The sequence below is a fragment of the Streptomyces sp. NPDC019531 genome (assembly GCF_044903305.1).
Taxonomy (GTDB): Bacteria; Actinomycetota; Actinomycetes; order Streptomycetales; family Streptomycetaceae; genus Streptomyces.
Window position 1 is genome coordinate 105,669 of record NZ_JBJDQL010000030.1, and the last position, 15,709, is coordinate 121,377.

General features: G+C 70.3%; 13 protein-coding genes and 1 pseudogene. 9 read left to right on the forward strand and 5 right to left on the reverse strand.

Annotated elements, in window-relative coordinates:
* Positions 1-24: 24 nt before the first annotated feature.
* Both ACI2L1_RS29730 and ACI2L1_RS29735 read left to right on the forward strand, forming a co-directional pair.
* Positions 25-174 (forward strand): annotated as a pseudogene (locus ACI2L1_RS29730) (anhydro-N-acetylmuramic acid kinase); the annotation flags it as partial.
* 88 nt (positions 175-262) lie between these two features.
* Entirely contained in the window at positions 263-1,279 is a 1,017-nt protein-coding gene (locus ACI2L1_RS29735) for a DUF2510 domain-containing protein (RefSeq protein ID WP_404742474.1), read from the forward strand.
* A 151-nt stretch (positions 1,280-1,430) separates the two neighbouring features.
* Here ACI2L1_RS29735 and ACI2L1_RS29740 read toward each other — a convergent pair whose 3' ends face one another.
* Entirely contained in the window at positions 1,431-2,048 is a 618-nt protein-coding gene (locus tag ACI2L1_RS29740; RefSeq protein ID WP_404742475.1) for a TetR/AcrR family transcriptional regulator C-terminal ligand-binding domain-containing protein, read from the reverse strand.
* A gap of 194 nt (positions 2,049-2,242) precedes the next feature.
* Between ACI2L1_RS29740 and ACI2L1_RS29745 the strand changes: the two genes are divergently transcribed.
* Together ACI2L1_RS29745 and ACI2L1_RS29750 are read left to right on the forward strand one after the other, a co-directional pair.
* The gene (locus ACI2L1_RS29745; protein ID WP_404742476.1) at positions 2,243-3,049 is read left to right on the forward strand and encodes a phosphatase PAP2 family protein; all 807 of its coding nucleotides are present in this window, start codon (positions 2,243-2,245) and stop codon (positions 3,047-3,049) included.
* Positions 3,046-3,963: a hypothetical protein gene (locus ACI2L1_RS29750; protein ID WP_404742477.1), complete on the forward strand. Its 918-nt coding sequence runs from the start codon at positions 3,046-3,048 to the stop codon at positions 3,961-3,963. Before ACI2L1_RS29745 ends, ACI2L1_RS29750 begins: the two co-directional genes overlap by 4 nt.
* A gap of 51 nt (positions 3,964-4,014) precedes the next feature.
* Here ACI2L1_RS29750 and ACI2L1_RS29755 read toward each other — a convergent pair whose 3' ends face one another.
* Both ACI2L1_RS29755 and ACI2L1_RS29760 read right to left on the reverse strand, forming a co-directional pair.
* Positions 4,015-4,857 (reverse strand): phospholipid scramblase-related protein, encoded by an 843-nt coding sequence (locus tag ACI2L1_RS29755; protein WP_404742478.1) that lies wholly within the window; start codon positions 4,855-4,857, stop codon positions 4,015-4,017.
* Between the two features lie 63 nt (positions 4,858-4,920).
* Positions 4,921-6,975, reverse strand: coding sequence for a phosphocholine-specific phospholipase C (locus ACI2L1_RS29760; protein WP_404742479.1), 2,055 nt, complete (start codon positions 6,973-6,975; stop codon positions 4,921-4,923).
* A gap of 1,173 nt (positions 6,976-8,148) precedes the next feature.
* Here ACI2L1_RS29760 and ACI2L1_RS29765 point away from each other — a divergent pair.
* Entirely contained in the window at positions 8,149-8,499 is a 351-nt protein-coding gene (locus ACI2L1_RS29765) for a DoxX family protein (protein WP_404742480.1), read from the forward strand.
* Between the two features lie 106 nt (positions 8,500-8,605).
* On the forward strand, positions 8,606-10,681 hold the full coding sequence (locus ACI2L1_RS29770) for an ATP-binding protein (RefSeq protein ID WP_404742481.1): 2,076 nt from the start codon (positions 8,606-8,608) through the stop codon (positions 10,679-10,681).
* Positions 10,682-10,708: 27 nt separating this feature from the next.
* On the opposite strand, the gene ACI2L1_RS29775 is transcribed toward ACI2L1_RS29770, so the two are convergent.
* Positions 10,709-11,296, reverse strand: coding sequence for a sigma-70 family RNA polymerase sigma factor (locus tag ACI2L1_RS29775; RefSeq protein WP_404742482.1), 588 nt, complete (start codon positions 11,294-11,296; stop codon positions 10,709-10,711).
* 237 nt (positions 11,297-11,533) lie between these two features.
* Here ACI2L1_RS29775 and ACI2L1_RS29780 point away from each other — a divergent pair, with 237 nt between their 5' ends.
* Together ACI2L1_RS29780 and ACI2L1_RS29785 are read left to right on the forward strand one after the other, a co-directional pair.
* A complete protein-coding gene (locus ACI2L1_RS29780) occupies positions 11,534-12,439 on the forward strand; it encodes an SGNH/GDSL hydrolase family protein (RefSeq protein ID WP_404742483.1) in 906 nt (301 codons plus the stop codon).
* Positions 12,440-12,536: 97 nt separating this feature from the next.
* Complete coding sequence (locus tag ACI2L1_RS29785; RefSeq protein ID WP_404742484.1) at positions 12,537-12,998, forward strand: hypothetical protein; 462 nt, start codon at positions 12,537-12,539, stop codon at positions 12,996-12,998.
* 36 nt (positions 12,999-13,034) lie between these two features.
* On the opposite strand, the gene ACI2L1_RS29790 is transcribed toward ACI2L1_RS29785, so the two are convergent.
* Positions 13,035-14,528 carry a BTAD domain-containing putative transcriptional regulator gene (locus tag ACI2L1_RS29790; protein WP_404742485.1) on the reverse strand — a complete coding sequence of 498 codons (1,494 nt, stop codon included), beginning with the start codon at positions 14,526-14,528 and terminating at the stop codon, positions 13,035-13,037.
* A gap of 204 nt (positions 14,529-14,732) precedes the next feature.
* On the opposite strand from ACI2L1_RS29790, the gene ACI2L1_RS29795 reads away from it, so the two are divergent.
* Positions 14,733-15,709: beta-ketoacyl-[acyl-carrier-protein] synthase family protein (locus ACI2L1_RS29795; RefSeq protein WP_404742486.1), on the forward strand; the 977-nt coding region annotated here is incomplete at its 3' end.

Here is a 15,709-nt window from a genome sequence, read left to right on the forward strand (position 1 = left end):
GGAACGAGGCCGAGGCGCTGGATTTTCCTGACCGCGCACGGGCTGCCGGGCACCGAGCCGACGAGCACGTGCGCTCGGCACGCACGCGTGCTGGGGTCGATCACACCGGGTCGGGAGGGGCTGCGGCTGCCGCCGCCGACGCGGGAACGGCCCGTGCGGTTCGTATGGGAGTGATCGTCGCAGCGGCCTGTGTGTCGAAGCCGCCGCAATCGGCCGACGCCCCTCTCATCCCTCTTTCACCGAGGACTCATACGGTGGGGGCATGACGCAGGAGACTCCCCCCGGGTGGTACGCCGATCCCGGGCAGACAAGTGACGGTCCCGCGAGCGAGCGCTGGTGGGACGGCAAGGCGTGGACGGAGCGGACCCGGCCCGCCGGATCGGCCGCCGCATGGGGTCCCCCGGAACAGGTCGCGAGCCCCGGGGAGTTCCCGGCCTACCCGGCGTATCCCGCGCAGCCGCCGGCCGGTTCGCGGCGCGGCCGTACGGGCATAGCCGTGGCCGTGGCGGTCGTGGTCCTCGCGAGCATAGGTGTGGGCGTGTACGCCCTGGCCGACAGCGGCGACGGAAACGGCAACACGAGCTCACAGGGTCCGGGCGGCCAGGGCGGACCCGGCGGCCAGGAAGGACCGGGCGGCACCGGCGGGCAGAACGGCCAGGGCGGCCCCTTCGGCGGCAACGGAGGTTCCGGCGGCTCGGGCGGTTCCGGCGGCGCCTCGCCCTCTCCCCAGGGTTCCGAGGCGCCGAAGATCGAGAGCGGTTCGGTGACCGACTCGATCGCCGGGATCAGCCTGCCCATCCCGGACGACTGGTACGGCCAGGAGATCTCGGTCGGCGCTTCGGTCACCTCGAACGACTCCTACAGCTGCCCCGGCGACACCTCCGAGAAGTGCACGAAGGGCGGTGCCTACTCGGCGCCCGCTTTGGCGCTGGGCACCTCGGGCAGCACGGCCGAGCAGGTCGCCAAGGCCGACATCTCGGCGAACGCGGAGCAGTCCTACGGCGGCAAGACCTACGGCTCGATCACCTCGCACGACGTGCTCGCGTCCAAGGCGGTGACGGTGGCCGGGCAGAAGGGCTACCTGGTCCGCTGGAAGGCGGTGACCAGCAAGGGCTCCGACGGCTATGTCGAGTCGCTCGCCTTCCCCTCCCCGGCGAACGCGCAGCAGATCGTCGTGGTGCGCTTCGGTGTGGACGTCGACGAGGGCCAGTCCGTGATCGACGACATCACCAAGGGGATCAAGGTGTCGACGGGCGGCGGCAGCGGCACCGACGTCTGACGCCGGTCCCCCGGACTCCGGTCGGCCGGGTGGGGCGCCTCTCCGCTCAAGAGGAACTCCACCCGGCCGGAGGGGTGCGCGCCGCCCCCGTCCCCACGGTGCGGCGCGATCGGGTCACCGTCCAGTCATCCCGTGGACGGCGGCCCGGGTCTCAGCTCAGGCCGAGTGTCGGCAGTACGGCGGCCTCCACGAAGCGGACCAGGTAGTCCGGGTCGGCGTACTCCCCGTCCACGACGGGGCGGGCGCGGATGACGCCGAACAACTGGGCCGGGATGTACTCAAGGGCCGGGTGTCCGGTGGCGATCTCACCCCGGTCGACCCCCCGCTGGAGAATGTGCCTCAGTGCGGCGATCTCCGGGTCGACCAGCGCCTCACGCAGGGCCTGCGCGAGCTCCGCGTCCTGGGTGACGGCGTGGCCGAGCGCCTGGAGCAACTTGGTGTCGTGCATCGACCACCGGCCCGCGGCCCGTGCGACCTCGCGCAGATCCTCGGCGAGCGATCCGGTGTCGATCCCGTCGAACTTCGACCTGCGGCGGGAGCGCAGGGCGGCCACCACGAACTGGGGCTTGGTCTTCCACTGCCGGTAGAGGGTGGACTTGCTGCAGCGGGTGCTGGCGGCGACGCCCTCCATGGTCACGGCTTCGTATCCGCACTCGCGGACCTGTTCGAGCACGGCGTCGAAGAACTCCTGCTCACGCTCGGGCGTGATCTTGGAGCGGCGCGGGGCGACGGCCGTCTCCGGTCCGTCCGCGGCCTGCGACGACGTCATCCGCCCTTCCTCTCATTCATTCCCGGAATCCAGTGTGTCCTATGTCTATCGATACGCGAGTGTACCGGTACCCGACCGTATCGGTACACTGGCGTATCGGTACGGTCCCGTATCGATGAGTTGTGGGGGCTGGGTCAGTCATAGGCATGTCCAGTTCCAAGCACCTGCACCACCGTCAGCGAAAGGGCCGGGGGATGAATGCCCGCACCGAGCCTTCAGAAGCGGAGCCGGTCGCAACAGCGCGGCCGCCGCTCGTCCGTGAGCTCCTGCTCGTCATAGGACTCTTCCTCGTCTACAAGTTCGGCCGACAGTTGGTCACGGGCCACACGGCGGAGGCCCTGCGCAACGCCGACCGCGTGTGGGACCGGGAACGGACCCTGCACCTGCCGGGCGAGGGATCGGTGCAGTCGCTGCTGCTGCACGGCGACACCCTCGCGCACCTCGCCAACACCTACTACGCGACCGTCCACTTCCCGGCCACGGTCGCCTTCCTGGTGTGGCTCTACCTGAAGCGTCCCGCGCACTACGTCTGGGCCCGCCGCGTCCTCGCCTCCCTGACCGGCGCCGCCCTGGTGCTGCACCTCGTCTTCCCGCTGGCCCCGCCGCGGATGCTCGCGGCGGCCGGCCTGGTCGACACCGCGAAGGTCTACGGCCCCTCGGTCTACGGCCCGCCGCAGACCGACACCCTCTCCAACCAGTTCGCGGCGATGCCCTCGCTGCACTTCGGCTGGGCCCTGATGGTGGCGATCGGCCTGATCGTCGCGACCCGGTCCCGCTGGCGCCGGCTGTGGCTGCTGCACCCGCTGGTGACCCTGGTCGTCATCGTCGGCACGGCGAACCACTACTGGATGGACGCGATCGTGGCGGCGGCCCTGCTCGGCATCGCGCTCGCGGTGATCCGCGTGCCGCACCGGACGGTCACGACAGCCGGCCGGGCGCAGGAAAAGCTCGTACCGGCCGAGCCCGAGAAGAAGAACGTCCTGGTCGGAGCGGGCCGATGAACGCCACCCTGATCGCCATAGCCCTGTCCCTGCTCTCCTCCGTCGCCTACGCGGCCGCCGCGGTAGCCCAGGAGCGCCTCGCCTCCCGCAACCCCGGCTCCGGCGTACTGTGGATGCTGGGCTCGGGCGCCTGGTGGGGATCCGTCGGCCTCAACGCGTCGGCCGCGCTGCTGCACGTCGTCGCCCTCAAGTACGGCCCGCTGACCGTGGTCCAGCCTCTCGGCGCCCTCACCCTGGTCGCCGCGGTACCGCTGGGCGCGCGGATCGCGGGGCGCCGGGTCAGCGCGACGGAGTGGCGCGGCACCGCCTACACCCTGGCGGGCCTCGCCGCGATCCTCGTCGTGGCGTCGGGGTCGGCGCCCGAGCAGGTGCTGAGCACGTCCGAGGCGGTGACGGTGACGGCGGTGACGGCGGCGCTGATCGGGCTGCTGGCGCGCCCCGGTTCACGGCCCGGGCTGCGGCATGCGTCGGCGTCCGGGATCGCCTCCGGTGTGGCCTCCGCCCTCACCCAGACCGTGACCGTCGCCGCGACGGACCGTTCCGAGTCGCTCCTCAGCGTCCAGGTGATCGGAGTGGCGCTCCTCGTCGCGGCCTTCGCGGCGGGCGGCCTGCTCCTGTCACAGACGGCATACCGGGACGGCCTCGGCGCTCCGTTGGCCGTGGTGACCCTGGCCAACCCGGTGGCCGCCGCGGTGATCGGCCTCTCCCTGCTGGGCGAGGGCCTGCGGGGCGGAGCGGCGGGCGTACTGCTGGCACTGGCGGGAGCGGGGCTTGCGGCCTGGGGTGTGGTCCTGCTGAGCCGAGTCCCGTCGAGGGACCACCCGGTGGCAGCGGTACTGGCCCTGGAACCGTCGTTGCGAGACGTGAAAGTGCCCCGGCCCACTGAGCCAGGGCACCTCACAGCGCCCCTTTAGGGGCGCGGGGAACCGCGCGAGCAACCACAACGGCGCCGCACCGACCGATGATCACCCAAACCCGCGAGCGTCCTGCTTCAAAGCCGTGTCCACAGTCAACGCAGTCGCGACGACAAGACTCAACAGCGGTTCGGGCAGCTGATAGTGGATCTGCAGCACATAGTTGTCCGCGGTGGTGAACATCGTCTTGGCAAGCCCCTCCCACGTCTTCGTGATCCGGGCGACCTCGTTGTCCGTGTGGTCGACGATCGCGAAGTTCCAGGCCCGCCAGTTCTCCGCCTTGATCGCCCCGACCTGCTGGCCGTTCACGTTCATCGCGAAGTTGATCTTCCCGATCATGTTCTGCTGAACGATCTCACCGACCTGCGACCCGTCCGGCCGCTCCACGATCACCCGTGACTTGAGGAACTTCGCCGGCCGCGTCAGCAGCAGCACCGGCTGACCGTGGGCATCCCGGATCTCCAGCTTGTGGGTCATGTACTGGTCGAGGCTGGAGACGAAGCGCAGCACCTTCTTCAACGCGCTCTGCCCGACCTGGGTGACGGAGCCGAGCTGGTTGCCGTTCTGATCCATGACCTTGTACTCGTTGGTCACCTCGATCAGCTTGGCCTTCTGGTTCACCACGAGCACCGGCTCGGTGAACAGGGTGCCGCCACCCGCACCGCCCGCGGTGACCCCGGCCTGCTGCTGCACCTGACGCTGCACACGCTGGTCGGGACCGGCCGCCTGCTGCGGCATCTGGGGTGCCTGGGGAGCCTGCGTCGCCTGAGCGGCCGCCCCCTGCTGGCTGTTGACGTGCTGGGTCCACTGCGCCCCGTCCCAGTAACGGAGCGTCTGGGGCGCTCCGTGCGGATCGGGGTACCAGCCTGCAGGTGTGTTCGAATGCGTGGTCACCGGGGCACACTACCCCGGGACCATCGCGATCCGGCCACCTCCCCGGTGGCACCCACAGCGGCTTTACTTGGTGATTACGGCCGGGTCGCTCACCCCGGGACGCCCGTTCTCGACATGTCCGGCGAACCGCCGCAGAAACTCCGCGTCGGTGTCGGACGTGACCGTCAGGTCGTACCAACGCCTGCCGGCCGCAAGGTCGAAGGTGTGCCGTACGGTGGCCCCGGCCCGCACCGTGAAGGTCCGCGGCCGGCCGCCGTAGCCGCTCACGACCTTCAGACGGACCGTGCCGGAGCCCTTGTTGGTGAAGGTCAGCTCGACATCGTCGCCGCAGTGGCGGGCGGTGACCTCGGGGCCCCCGGTCCTGTTCGACCCCTTGAAGGCGCGCAGGAAGCCGCCCGGGCCGTGCACGGTCAGGTCGTACGAACCCTTCGAGTACGTCGAGTTCCAGGCGTCCGAGACGGTCTTGCCGGCCTCGGTGGTGTAACTCCAGGGACCGTCGGTGCGGTTGCCCGAGGTCACCAGGAACGCGGCGCCCGCCTTGGCACCGGAGGCGAAGGTGAGCGTGAACTTTCCGTTCGCCGCGTCCACCGAACCGTCCACGTGCGGGGCGTACTTGAGCGGCCGGGAGAGGCGCAGCCCACGCTCCTGCTTCGGCAGGGCACCCACCGCGGGCGGGATCGGCACGTAGTCGGGGTGGCGCTCGCGGTCCGGCGGCTCGTAGCCGTCGGTGTCCGGGAGGGAGACAGGCTTGGTGTCCTTGCGGGAGAAGTCGAAGGCCGAGGTCAGGTCGCCGCAGACGGTCCGCCGCCAGGGCGAGATGTTCGGCTCGTGGACGCCGAAGCGGGTCTCCAGGAAGCGGATGATCGAGGTGTGGTCGAGCGTCTCGGAGCAGACGTAACCGCCCTTGCTCCAGGGCGAGACGACGAGCATGGGCACCCGCTGGCCGAGGCCGTAGGGGCCGGCCGGGTGGCTGCTGTCGCCCTTGTACAGGTCGAGGGCGGGGTCGACCGTGGACTTGCCCTGCGCGGCGGAGCCCGCCGGGAACGCGGGGACCACGTGGTCGAAGAATCCGTCGTTCTCGTCATAGGTGATGAACAGCGCGGTCTTCGCCCAGACCTTCGGGTCGGAGGTGAGCGCGTCCAGGACCTGGGCGATGTACCAGGCGCCGTAGTTCGCGGGCCAGTTGGGGTGCTCGGTGAAGGCCTCGGGGGCGACGATCCAGGAGACCTGCGGGAGCTTCCCGGCCTTGACGTCAGCCTTGAGCTGGTCGAAGTAGCCCTCGCCCTTGGTGTAGTCGGTGCCGGTGCGGGCCTTGTCGTACAGCGGGTCGCCGGGCTTGGCGTTCCGGTACTGGTTGAAGTAGAGCAACGAGTTGTCGCCGTAGTTGCCGCGGTAGGCGTCCTGGATCCAGCCCCAGGAGCCGTTGGCGTCGAGGCCGTCGCCGACGTCCTGGTAGATCTTCCAGGAGACGCCGGCCTTCTCCAGACGCTCGGGGTAGGTCGTCCAGCCGTAGCCGACCTCGTCGTTGCCGAGGACCGGGCCGCCGCCCTGGCCGTCGTTGCCCGTGTAACCCGTCCACATGTAGTAGCGGTTCGGGTCGGTCGAGCCGATGAACGAACAGTGGTAGGCGTCGCAGATGGTGAAGGAGTCCGCGAGGGCGTAGTGGAAGGGGATGTCCTCGCGGTTCAGGTACGCCATCGTCGTGGAGCCCTTGTTCGGGACCCATTTGTCGTACTTGCCCCCGTTGAAGGCGGCTTGTCCGTCGTTCCAGCCGTGCGGGAGATCCTGGATGAACTGCATGCCCAGGTCGTCGGCGTCGGGGCGGAAGGGCAGGATGTCCTTGCCGTTCTTGTCCGCCTGGTGCCAGACGGACTTGCCGTTCTCCAGCGTGACCGGCCGGGGGTCGCCGAAGCCCCTTACCCCCCTGAGCGAGCCGAAGTAGTGGTCGAAGGACCGGTTCTCCTGCATCAGGACGACGACGTGCTCGACGTCCTCGATCGTCCCCGTGCGGTGGTGGGCGGGGAGCGCGGCGGCACGCTGGATGCTGCTCGACAGGGCGGTGAAGGCCGTGGTGGCGCCGGCGAGTTGGAGGAATCTGCGTCGATTGACGTCGGACATGAGTGATGGACCTCTCAATCCTGCGCACCGATGGCCGGAACTTGACGGAAGGTGCGCGCAGCGAGTGTTCCAAGAGCAACGAACGTCAGGGAAGGGCCCGGTGGCGCTGATGTGAAAGTCGCGTGTACGGGAGGCATTGGGGCCTCGCCGCCCTCAGTCGGGCGCGGTCACCGCCTGGAGGTGCCAGGCGAGAACGGCTGCGGGCTGCGCGGGCAAAACCGGGGCACCAAGGGGCGCATTCTCCTGAATGGTCTCTTCAACTCGTCTCCGGCCGTGGGGCGCGATGCGTCCGGCGTCGGACGGAGACGTACGGCAGGGGGAAACGCGATTGCCGTACCACGGGGGGCGGGGGAAACGGCGGGGGGACGCGTGGTCGCCCCCAGTGCTGCCGTTGCCCCGGTATGACCAGCCAGCGGACTTGGCCGCGGTCGTACGGGACCTCGGCTTCCGCCACACCGCCGAACTGTTGGGCACCTGGGGCGCGCGACCGGGGTTCCGGGCGCGCTCGACGGACTCCGGTACCGGCCGCAGGGCCTGACGTGGCTGCGGGTCGACCGGGCGTATCTGAGCGCGCAGCGTGAGCACTGGCAGCGCGAGGGAAGGACGCGTCGGGCCGGCGACGAGCGCTGCTCACCCGCGCCGAGGAGATCCTCGACCGGGACCCCATGGGGCTGCGCCGCGTCGTTGTCCATGAACTCGTCCTGCTGCTCCAGGACCACCGACCGGCGAGGCCATGTCCCCGACCGGGGTGTCCCCGATCAGCGCCAACGCCGCCTGCCGACCGCGTAGTTCGGTCGTGAAGGCCACGCACCAGGAGGCGACGAGGACCGCCGCCGCGAGGGCTGCCGCGACCGCGAGGAGGACGAACCGTTCGCCGTGGTGGTTCATGCGAAGGGCCCTTGGAGCAGATCCTCGACGCCGCCCAGGGCGTCGGGGGGCGGTCCATCAGAACCGGCCACTGAAGTGCGAGTTGGAGCGGCAGCAGGAGTTGTTGCGAGCCGCGCAACAACAACGCCAGGCGCAACAGGAGCCGCCGCAGCCGGAGTCGGCGCATCCCAGGGACGTGTACGACCTTTCCCCGGCGGTGAACCCGACCGCGATACGCGTCGTTGTGCCGGGCGGAGGTCACGGCTCCTGGAAGCAGCAACCGTGGGAGCGAGGAGCCGGAACGCGATGCATATCACCCTCATGATCACAGGTTCATTGTTCGGCGGACTGTTCTTCATCAGCGGAAGCAGCCACCTGGCGGGGGCCACACGGTGGTGCACACCCGTCGGCCACCTGGGATTCTCCGCCAGGGCGACCCGCGCGATCGGCGTGTTCGAGCTCGCCGGAGGTGCCGGGCTGCTGGCGGGACTGTGGTTTCCGTTGGCGGGGATCGTCGCGGCCGGTTCCCTCTTCCTTCTCACCACGGGCGCGCTGCAATACCACCACTGGTATCAGGACAAGCCGCGGAAACTCGTTCCGGCAGCCCTCACCGCACTGGTGATGCTGACCCACGCCGCGGCGACGGTGGTGCGGTGATGGAACGCGCTTTCGTCTAGGCCAACGGGGTCCCATGTGAGAATCTCCAGGGCAAGTGGTCCAGACATCTGGGCAGCGGCGACGCGACGAGCGAGAGGGGTGGGTCTTGAGGACGAGCGGCGCAGCCGGCTGGATAGGGGCCCAGGTACAGGCGGCACGTGACCTTGCCTTCACAGGGCGGGAAGCCGAACTCCGCACCTTTCGCTCCGCGCTGTCCGGTGCCCCGGACGCTCCCTCGGTGCTGTACCTGCACGGGCCCGGCGGCGTCGGCAAGTCGATGCTGCTGCGGCGCTTCGCCACCGAGGCGCGTACGGCCGGCCGTGAGGTGGTGGAGGTCGACGGCCGGATCATCGAGCCCACGCCCGAGGCGTTCGAGAAGGAAGCCGAAGCGGTCTTCGGTGGCGACCGGGCCGTTCTCCTCATCGACACCTTCGAGTGCTGCCAGCGGCTTGAGCGCTGGCTCAGGGACAGGTTCCTGATCCGGCTGCCGGCCGGGGCGGTCGTGGTCATCGCGGGACGCCAGGCGCCGGAGCCCGGCTGGACCTCCGACCCTGGCTGGGCGGGACTGCTGCGGACCGCGGCACTGCGCAATCTCGCCCCGGACGAGGTCACGGCCTTCCTGCACGCCTCCGGCGTGCCCCCGCAAACCCACGCGGCGCTGCTGAACTTCACCGGGGGCCACCCCCTGGCCCTGGCCCTCGCCGCCGCGGTGGCACTCAAGGACGAGGGGAGAGCCGCCGACTGGGAGCCCAGCCGGGACGTGATCGAGACGCTGCTCCCGCAGCTGATCGGCGACGTGCCCTCGCCGGTGCACCGTCGGGCACTGGAGGTGTGCGCGCACGCGTATGTGACCACGGAGACCTTGCTGCGAGCGGTGATCGGCGACGCCGCGGTGTCGACGTTCGCCTGGCTGCGGGAGCTGCCGTTCGTCGAGTCGTCGCGGCAGGGCCTCTTCCCCCACGACGTGGTGCGCAAGGCGCTGGAGGCGGACCTGCGCTGGCGGGACCCCGAGGGGTACGCGGAACTTCACCATCGGCTGCGCGGCTATCTGTTCGACCGGATACGGACGGCCCCGGAGCGGGGGATGCTGTACGCCGTGGGGGAGTTCATGTACCTGTACCGCTCCGACCGGTACATGTCCGACTTCAACAGCTGGCGCGGCGGCCTGGACGTGACGCTGGGCCGCTGTGAACCGGCGGACCACGCCGCGGTACTCGCCCTGACGGCCGATGTCCTCGGCACCGAGTCCGTCGCCCTTGCCCGTTACTGGCTGGACCGGCAACCTGAGGCGTTCAAGCTCTGCGAGGACGCCGAGAAGCGGGAGATCGTGGGCTACTCGGCCTGGCTGCGCCTGACCGAACCGTGCGCCGAGGAGGTGGATCCCGTGGTCTCGGCGGCCTGGGCACACGCCAGGAGCGCCTCCCCGCTGCGGGAGGGCGAGCATCTGGCGGTGTCCCGTTTCCATGTGACACCGCCGGCGTACGGGAAGGGGTCGCCGATCACGGGCCTGCACCAGTGGCGGTGCCTGGCCGAGATAGCCCGCGCCGGGCCACGCCTGGCCTGGACGTACATCGCCATCCTGGGCGCGGAGTACTGGCGTCCCTACCTGACAAGCCTCGGCCTCGTCCCGATCGCGGGCCGGCCCCGGGTGGACGATCACACGTACACCTTGTTCGCCCTGGACTGGCGGGTACGGCCGATCCGGGCCTGGGCGGAGCGGAAGACCGACCTGATGCTGTCGCACGTGCCCGGCCTGCCCGGTCTGCCCTGTGTGCCGGAGACAACGGTCCCTGACAGCACGGCGGACCTGGCGGTGCTGTCCCGGCCCGAGTTCGACGCCGCGGTACGCGACGCACTGCGCGAGCTGCGGCACCCGGAGAAGCTCGCGGTGAATCCGCTCACCCGCAGCAGACTGACCGTCGAACACGGAAGAGCGCTTCTGGATGTGCTGACCCAGGCCGTGGAGGCGCTCCGGGAGGAACGGGGCCGCACGTCGCACCATCGTGCGGTGGCGGCGACGTATCTGCGCGGGGCCACCACGCAGGAAGCGGCGGCCACCCGGCTGGGGGTGCCGTTCGGGACGTATCGCAGGCATCTGGCCGGTGGCGTCGAGCGTATCTGCGACGCCCTGTGGCACCAGGAGATCTACGGGACGGGGCCTGACGAACAGCATTCGTCATAGCCCGCGGCCGGCGTCGGCGGCCGACCGTCAGACAGCGGCATCCAGTACGCCACGGCTCACCAGGGCGCTCCTGAGAGCTCTGACGGCGTAGTAGCAGCGGGACTTGACCGTGCCGGGAGGGACGCCCAGGTGCTCCGCCGCATCGGCCACGGTGTACCTCGAGTAGTGCATGAGCCGGATGACCTCCTCGTGCTGTGCGCTCAGTTCCCGCAGCGCGTCGGCCACCACCTGCGAGGTGAGCATCCGGTCCACCTGGTCGGCGGTCGGCGTCTCGGGTCTCTCCGCGGCCGGTACCTCCGGCGGGCGTATCCGCCGCGCCCGCTGATGGTCGATCACCAGATTGCGTACGACGGTGAAGAGCCACGGCCGGGCCTCGTCCGGGTTCTGCAGGATCTCCAGATGGTTCCAGGCCCTCGCGACCGCCTCCTGGACGATGTCCTCGGCCTGGTGCCAGTCCCCTCCCAGCAGCCGGTTCGCGAACCGCAGCAGGTCGCGGCCGTGCCGCTCGTAGACCTCCCGAACGAACGCCTCGCAGTCGGAATCCACATGGACCGGCTCCGGCAGTGACGAGGGCGGTTCGGGGCGTGCGCCGACGGCAAACAGGGTGCGCCTCATGGCATGAAGTCCTTGTGATCGAAATGCGTGTCCACGCTGTGCGGGGCGGGATCACCCTCGTCGAGAGGACTTGGCCCCAGCTTGTCGCCGGCTTGCCGCGGGAGGTCAGGGAGGTCAGAGAGAGGGCAGGGACGGTGAACCGAAGCGCCCAACTCCTCGTTGAGCTCTTCGGAAAGCGACCGCGGCGGGAAGGCCTCCGCGACACCGCATCCCCTTCTACGAGAACCCAGAGGCGTAATGACGCAACTCAGAAGCAAGCTGTCCTGGAAGCGCTGCACGACCGCGGGAGCCGTTCTCGCCTCGGCCGCCTCCCTCTGCGCGCCGACCGCCAGCGCCCAGAGCCAGGCTGCCGCCGCCGGCGACGGGCCGAACTATGTCGCGCTCGGCGACTCCTATGCCTCGGGCGCCGGGCTCACCGGCCGGACCGACGCGGAATGCGACCGCACCTCGAACAGCTACCCCAGCGTTCTCTCCAAGACGTCCGCGGGGAAGAACCGCACCTTCAAGGACGTCACCTGCAGCGGTGCCACCACCCGCAGCATCTGGAACTACCAGGGCTCCAAGCCGCCCCAGGCCAACGCCCTCACGCGCAACACCAAGCTCGTCACACTGACGTTGGGCGGCAACGACGTCGGCTTCACCGAGGTGCTCGGCACCTGTGTGCGCCTCGCCCTGACCCGCCCGAGCGAGAACAGCCCCTGCAAGGCGTACTACACGGCGGGTGGCAAGGACGTGCTCGGCGAGCGCATCAACACCATGGAGGGCCGCATCCGCGGTGTGCTGACCGACATCAGGCGGCGCAGCCCGGACGCCAAGGTGATCGTCGTGGGTTACCCCTCGGTGTTCCCGGACAGTGGGATCGGCTGCAAGGAAGTCCCCTTCGCCCAGGGCGACTTCGCCTTCCTGCGGGACATGACGAAGAAGCTCAACCGGGCACTGGAGCGTCGGGCGAAGGCCGGTGACAGGGCCGTGCGCTACGCCGACACGTACACGCCGACCATCGGCCACGACATGTGCGCGCCCGGCGACCGCCGCATGATCGAGTCCCTGAACCCCTCGCCCAACACCCTTGCCGCACACCCCAACTGGGTGGGCCAGTTCGTCATGGCGACCGCCGCCTACGCCGAGATCGTGAAGCCGTAGGTCCCCGGGGCGGGAACGGCACCATGGCCGTTCCCGTCTTAGCCGCCGCGTTGAACGTTGAACAACGACAGGACCTGGTGCGAGGGGAGCGAGGAGTATGAGGGATCTGGTCCGGCCGTCGTTTCGTCCGATGCACCTGGCACTGGCCGTACTGGCCGCGGCGGGAGTCGCGATCGCCTGGCACCCGGCCGGTGAGCAGGGCGGCGACGACCGGGTCGAGGTGGGCCGGGTCTGCCGCTCCACCCTCACACCCGGTCTTGAACTGTCCTGCGGGACCTACGGTTTCGGGGATCTCCGCCGTGTCTGCCGGGACCACGGCAGCGCCGGCCGGTGCGTGCTCACCAGCGCGGTGACGGTGCGCAACACCGGAGGCTCCCCGGTGTACGTGAGCGTCGTGAGCGGTCCCCGGCAGGGCGTCCGCGAGCAGGGCGCCGATCTCCTGCTCGTCCCGGGACAGTCGGCCACCCTCCGTCCCGGCAGACAGAGGTTCCTGTTCGACATCACCCTGCGTCGCACGGGAGACGCACCGGGCAGCCTTGAGGTGACCGCACTCGTGTGAGACGGGCGAGGTCCCGAGGACCGGCGTCGGCTGCGCTCAGCCGGTGCAGAGCGGCGCCTTCCGCTCACGGCCTCTCGACGGCTGCCCCGCGCCCGGCCCGAGCAGGCCGGCCATCTCCTGAACGGCCATCTCCTGAACGGTCAGCGGCCGGAGGTCGACGCGTTCCGCCCCGCACCGGACGAGGGCCGAGAGCATGTCGTCGATGCCCGGGTCGTCGCCGGGGTCCACGGCGCACACGACGAGAGCTCCCGTGTCGCGGGAGAGTGCCGCGCAGGCGATCAGCTCACTCCGTTCCGCCGGGGTGGCACCCTGCACATCGTCGATCAGACAGAGGACGTGGGGGCGGCTCAGGTACTCGCTCGCGCGCGGGGTGCCGTGCTCGTGTCCGGGCAGGCTCCCGCCGTCCCGCGCTTCGGATCCGCTCAGGATCCGGGTGAGCGGACCTCCGATCGGGAAGGCGGTCAGGGGTTTCTTCGGATGGCGGACCCAGGACACCCTGAACCCGCGCCGTTCGGCCTCGGCACCGAGCTCTTCCAGCAGCCGCGTCTTGCCGCTGCCCGCTCCTCCCGACACCACGGCCCACCCGGTGCCACCCTCGCGGGCGATGGCCAACATCCTGGTGAGTCGGGACAGTTCGGCGCCGTGCACGAGCGGTCCCGGGCTTCCGGACGGCGGAGTACGGTCCGCGGTGCCGACGGCGGGGACGGCGTCCGCTCTCGCCCCTGCCGCGGGACTCAGGACGGCGGTCTCATGCCGGAGGATGGCCATGTGCACCCGCCGCAGGGCGGGCCCCGGGTCGGCGCCCAGGTCCTCCGCGAGCAGGCGGCGGACGTCCTCGAAACGGCGGAGCGCCTCACCCGCGCGCCCCACCAGGTAGAGGCCGCGCAGCAGCACGCACCAGGAGACCTCCCGCAGCGGATTCCTGCCGACGATCTCCTCGGCGAGCACGAGGGACCTGGTGACCGCTCCCTCTTCCAGCAGCATCTCCGCCAGCAGCTCCATGGCGGACCAGCGAAGCTCCGAGAGCCGGTTCGTCTCCTGTCGCACAAAGGGCTTTCCGTCCGCGTCCGCGTACGGGGTCCCGCGCCACAGGCCGAGGGCGGTCTCCGCCTCCACGCGTGCGTGTGCCCACTGCCGCTGCGTCGCCAGCCGCCGGCCACGCTGTACGGCGTCCTCGAACAGGGCGGTGTCCCGCTGCTCACGTGCGACCTGGAGGGCGTAACCCCCCGATGTGAGGGTGAGCATGCCGTTCCCGGCGTCCTCGGGGACGGCCAGCGCCGAGCGGAGCCTGCTGATGTGAGCGTGTACGGAGGACCGGGCGCCGCTCGGCGGCCGCCCCTCCCACAGGTCCTCGCAGAGACGCTCGACCGGGACCGGCCAGCCGTCCGCGCTGAGCAGCCGCAGCAGGAGCAGCCTGCGCTGGGGCGGCCCGAGTGCCACCGGGCCCGCGGGACCGTCCACCTCCAGCGAGCCCAGTACCCGGAAGGACCAGGCCCCCGCGCGCCCGTGGGGTGGGCTGATCTCGGTCATCTTGCGCTGCTCCTCGTACTGGGGACACCTTGATCATCACTCTGCCGCGGATGACTGCTCACCTTGAAGTCCACGGAACTGTTCAGTACCGCTCGCGGTGACGCACAGCGATGAACCCGATACGGGATACGGACGTTGCACGCATGCGGACGGTGTAAAAACCCCTCTCCACCGCTCCGCCCCGCCCCTCCCTCAGCTCAGCCAATGCCCCTCCGTGGAGTGAACGCATCCGTGAACCCGACCTCATCTCCTCGCACCGTCCTCGTCACCGGTGTCGGTGCCACCACGCCGTTGGGCGCGGACACCGCCACGACCTGGGAGGCGCTGCTCGCCGGACGTTCGGGCGCCGTCGCCCTGTCTCAGGACTGGGCGGCCGACCTGCCTGTGCGCATCGCCGCGCCCATCGCGGTGGAACCGGCCGAGATGCTGCCCCGGCATGTCATCCGCAGGCTGGACCGTGCCGCCCAGTTCGCGCTCATCGCGGCCCGGGAGGCATGGGCGGACGCCGGTTTCACCGCCAGGGCCGGCGAGACCGGCGCGTCGGCCGAGGCCGAGGCCGTCGCCGCCACGACACCCGTCGACCCCTACCGGGTCGGATCGGTCTTCGGCACCGGCGTCGGCGGTGTGACGACACTGCTGAGCCAGTACGACGTACTCCACGCGCAGGGCGCGCGAAAGGTGTCGCCGTACACCGTGCCGATGCTCATGCCCAACAGCCCGGCGGCCCATGTCGGCCTCGAAGTGGGCGCGCGGGCGGGTGTGCACACCCTGGTCAGCGCCTGCGCGTCGGGGGCGGAGGCCATCGGCTACGGCATCGACATGATCCGTACCGGCCGCGCCGACGTGGTGGTCGCGGGCGGCACCGAGGCGGTCATCGTCCCGCTCAATCTCGCGGCCTTCGGCAACATGATGGCGATGTCGCGGCGGAACGACGATCCGTGCGGCGCCTCACGCCCGTACGACAAGAGCCGCGACGGTTTCGTGCTCGGCGAGGGCGCGGGCGTCGTGGTCCTGGAGGCGGCCGAGCATGCCGCCCGGCGCGGCGCGGCGGTCTACTGCGAGGCGATCGGCCAGGGCCTGTCCGCCGACAGCCACCACATCGCCCAGCCGGAGCCGACGGGACGCGGTATCGCGGCGGCACTGGAGCAACTGCTGACCGTGCACGGCATCCGGCCGGCCGA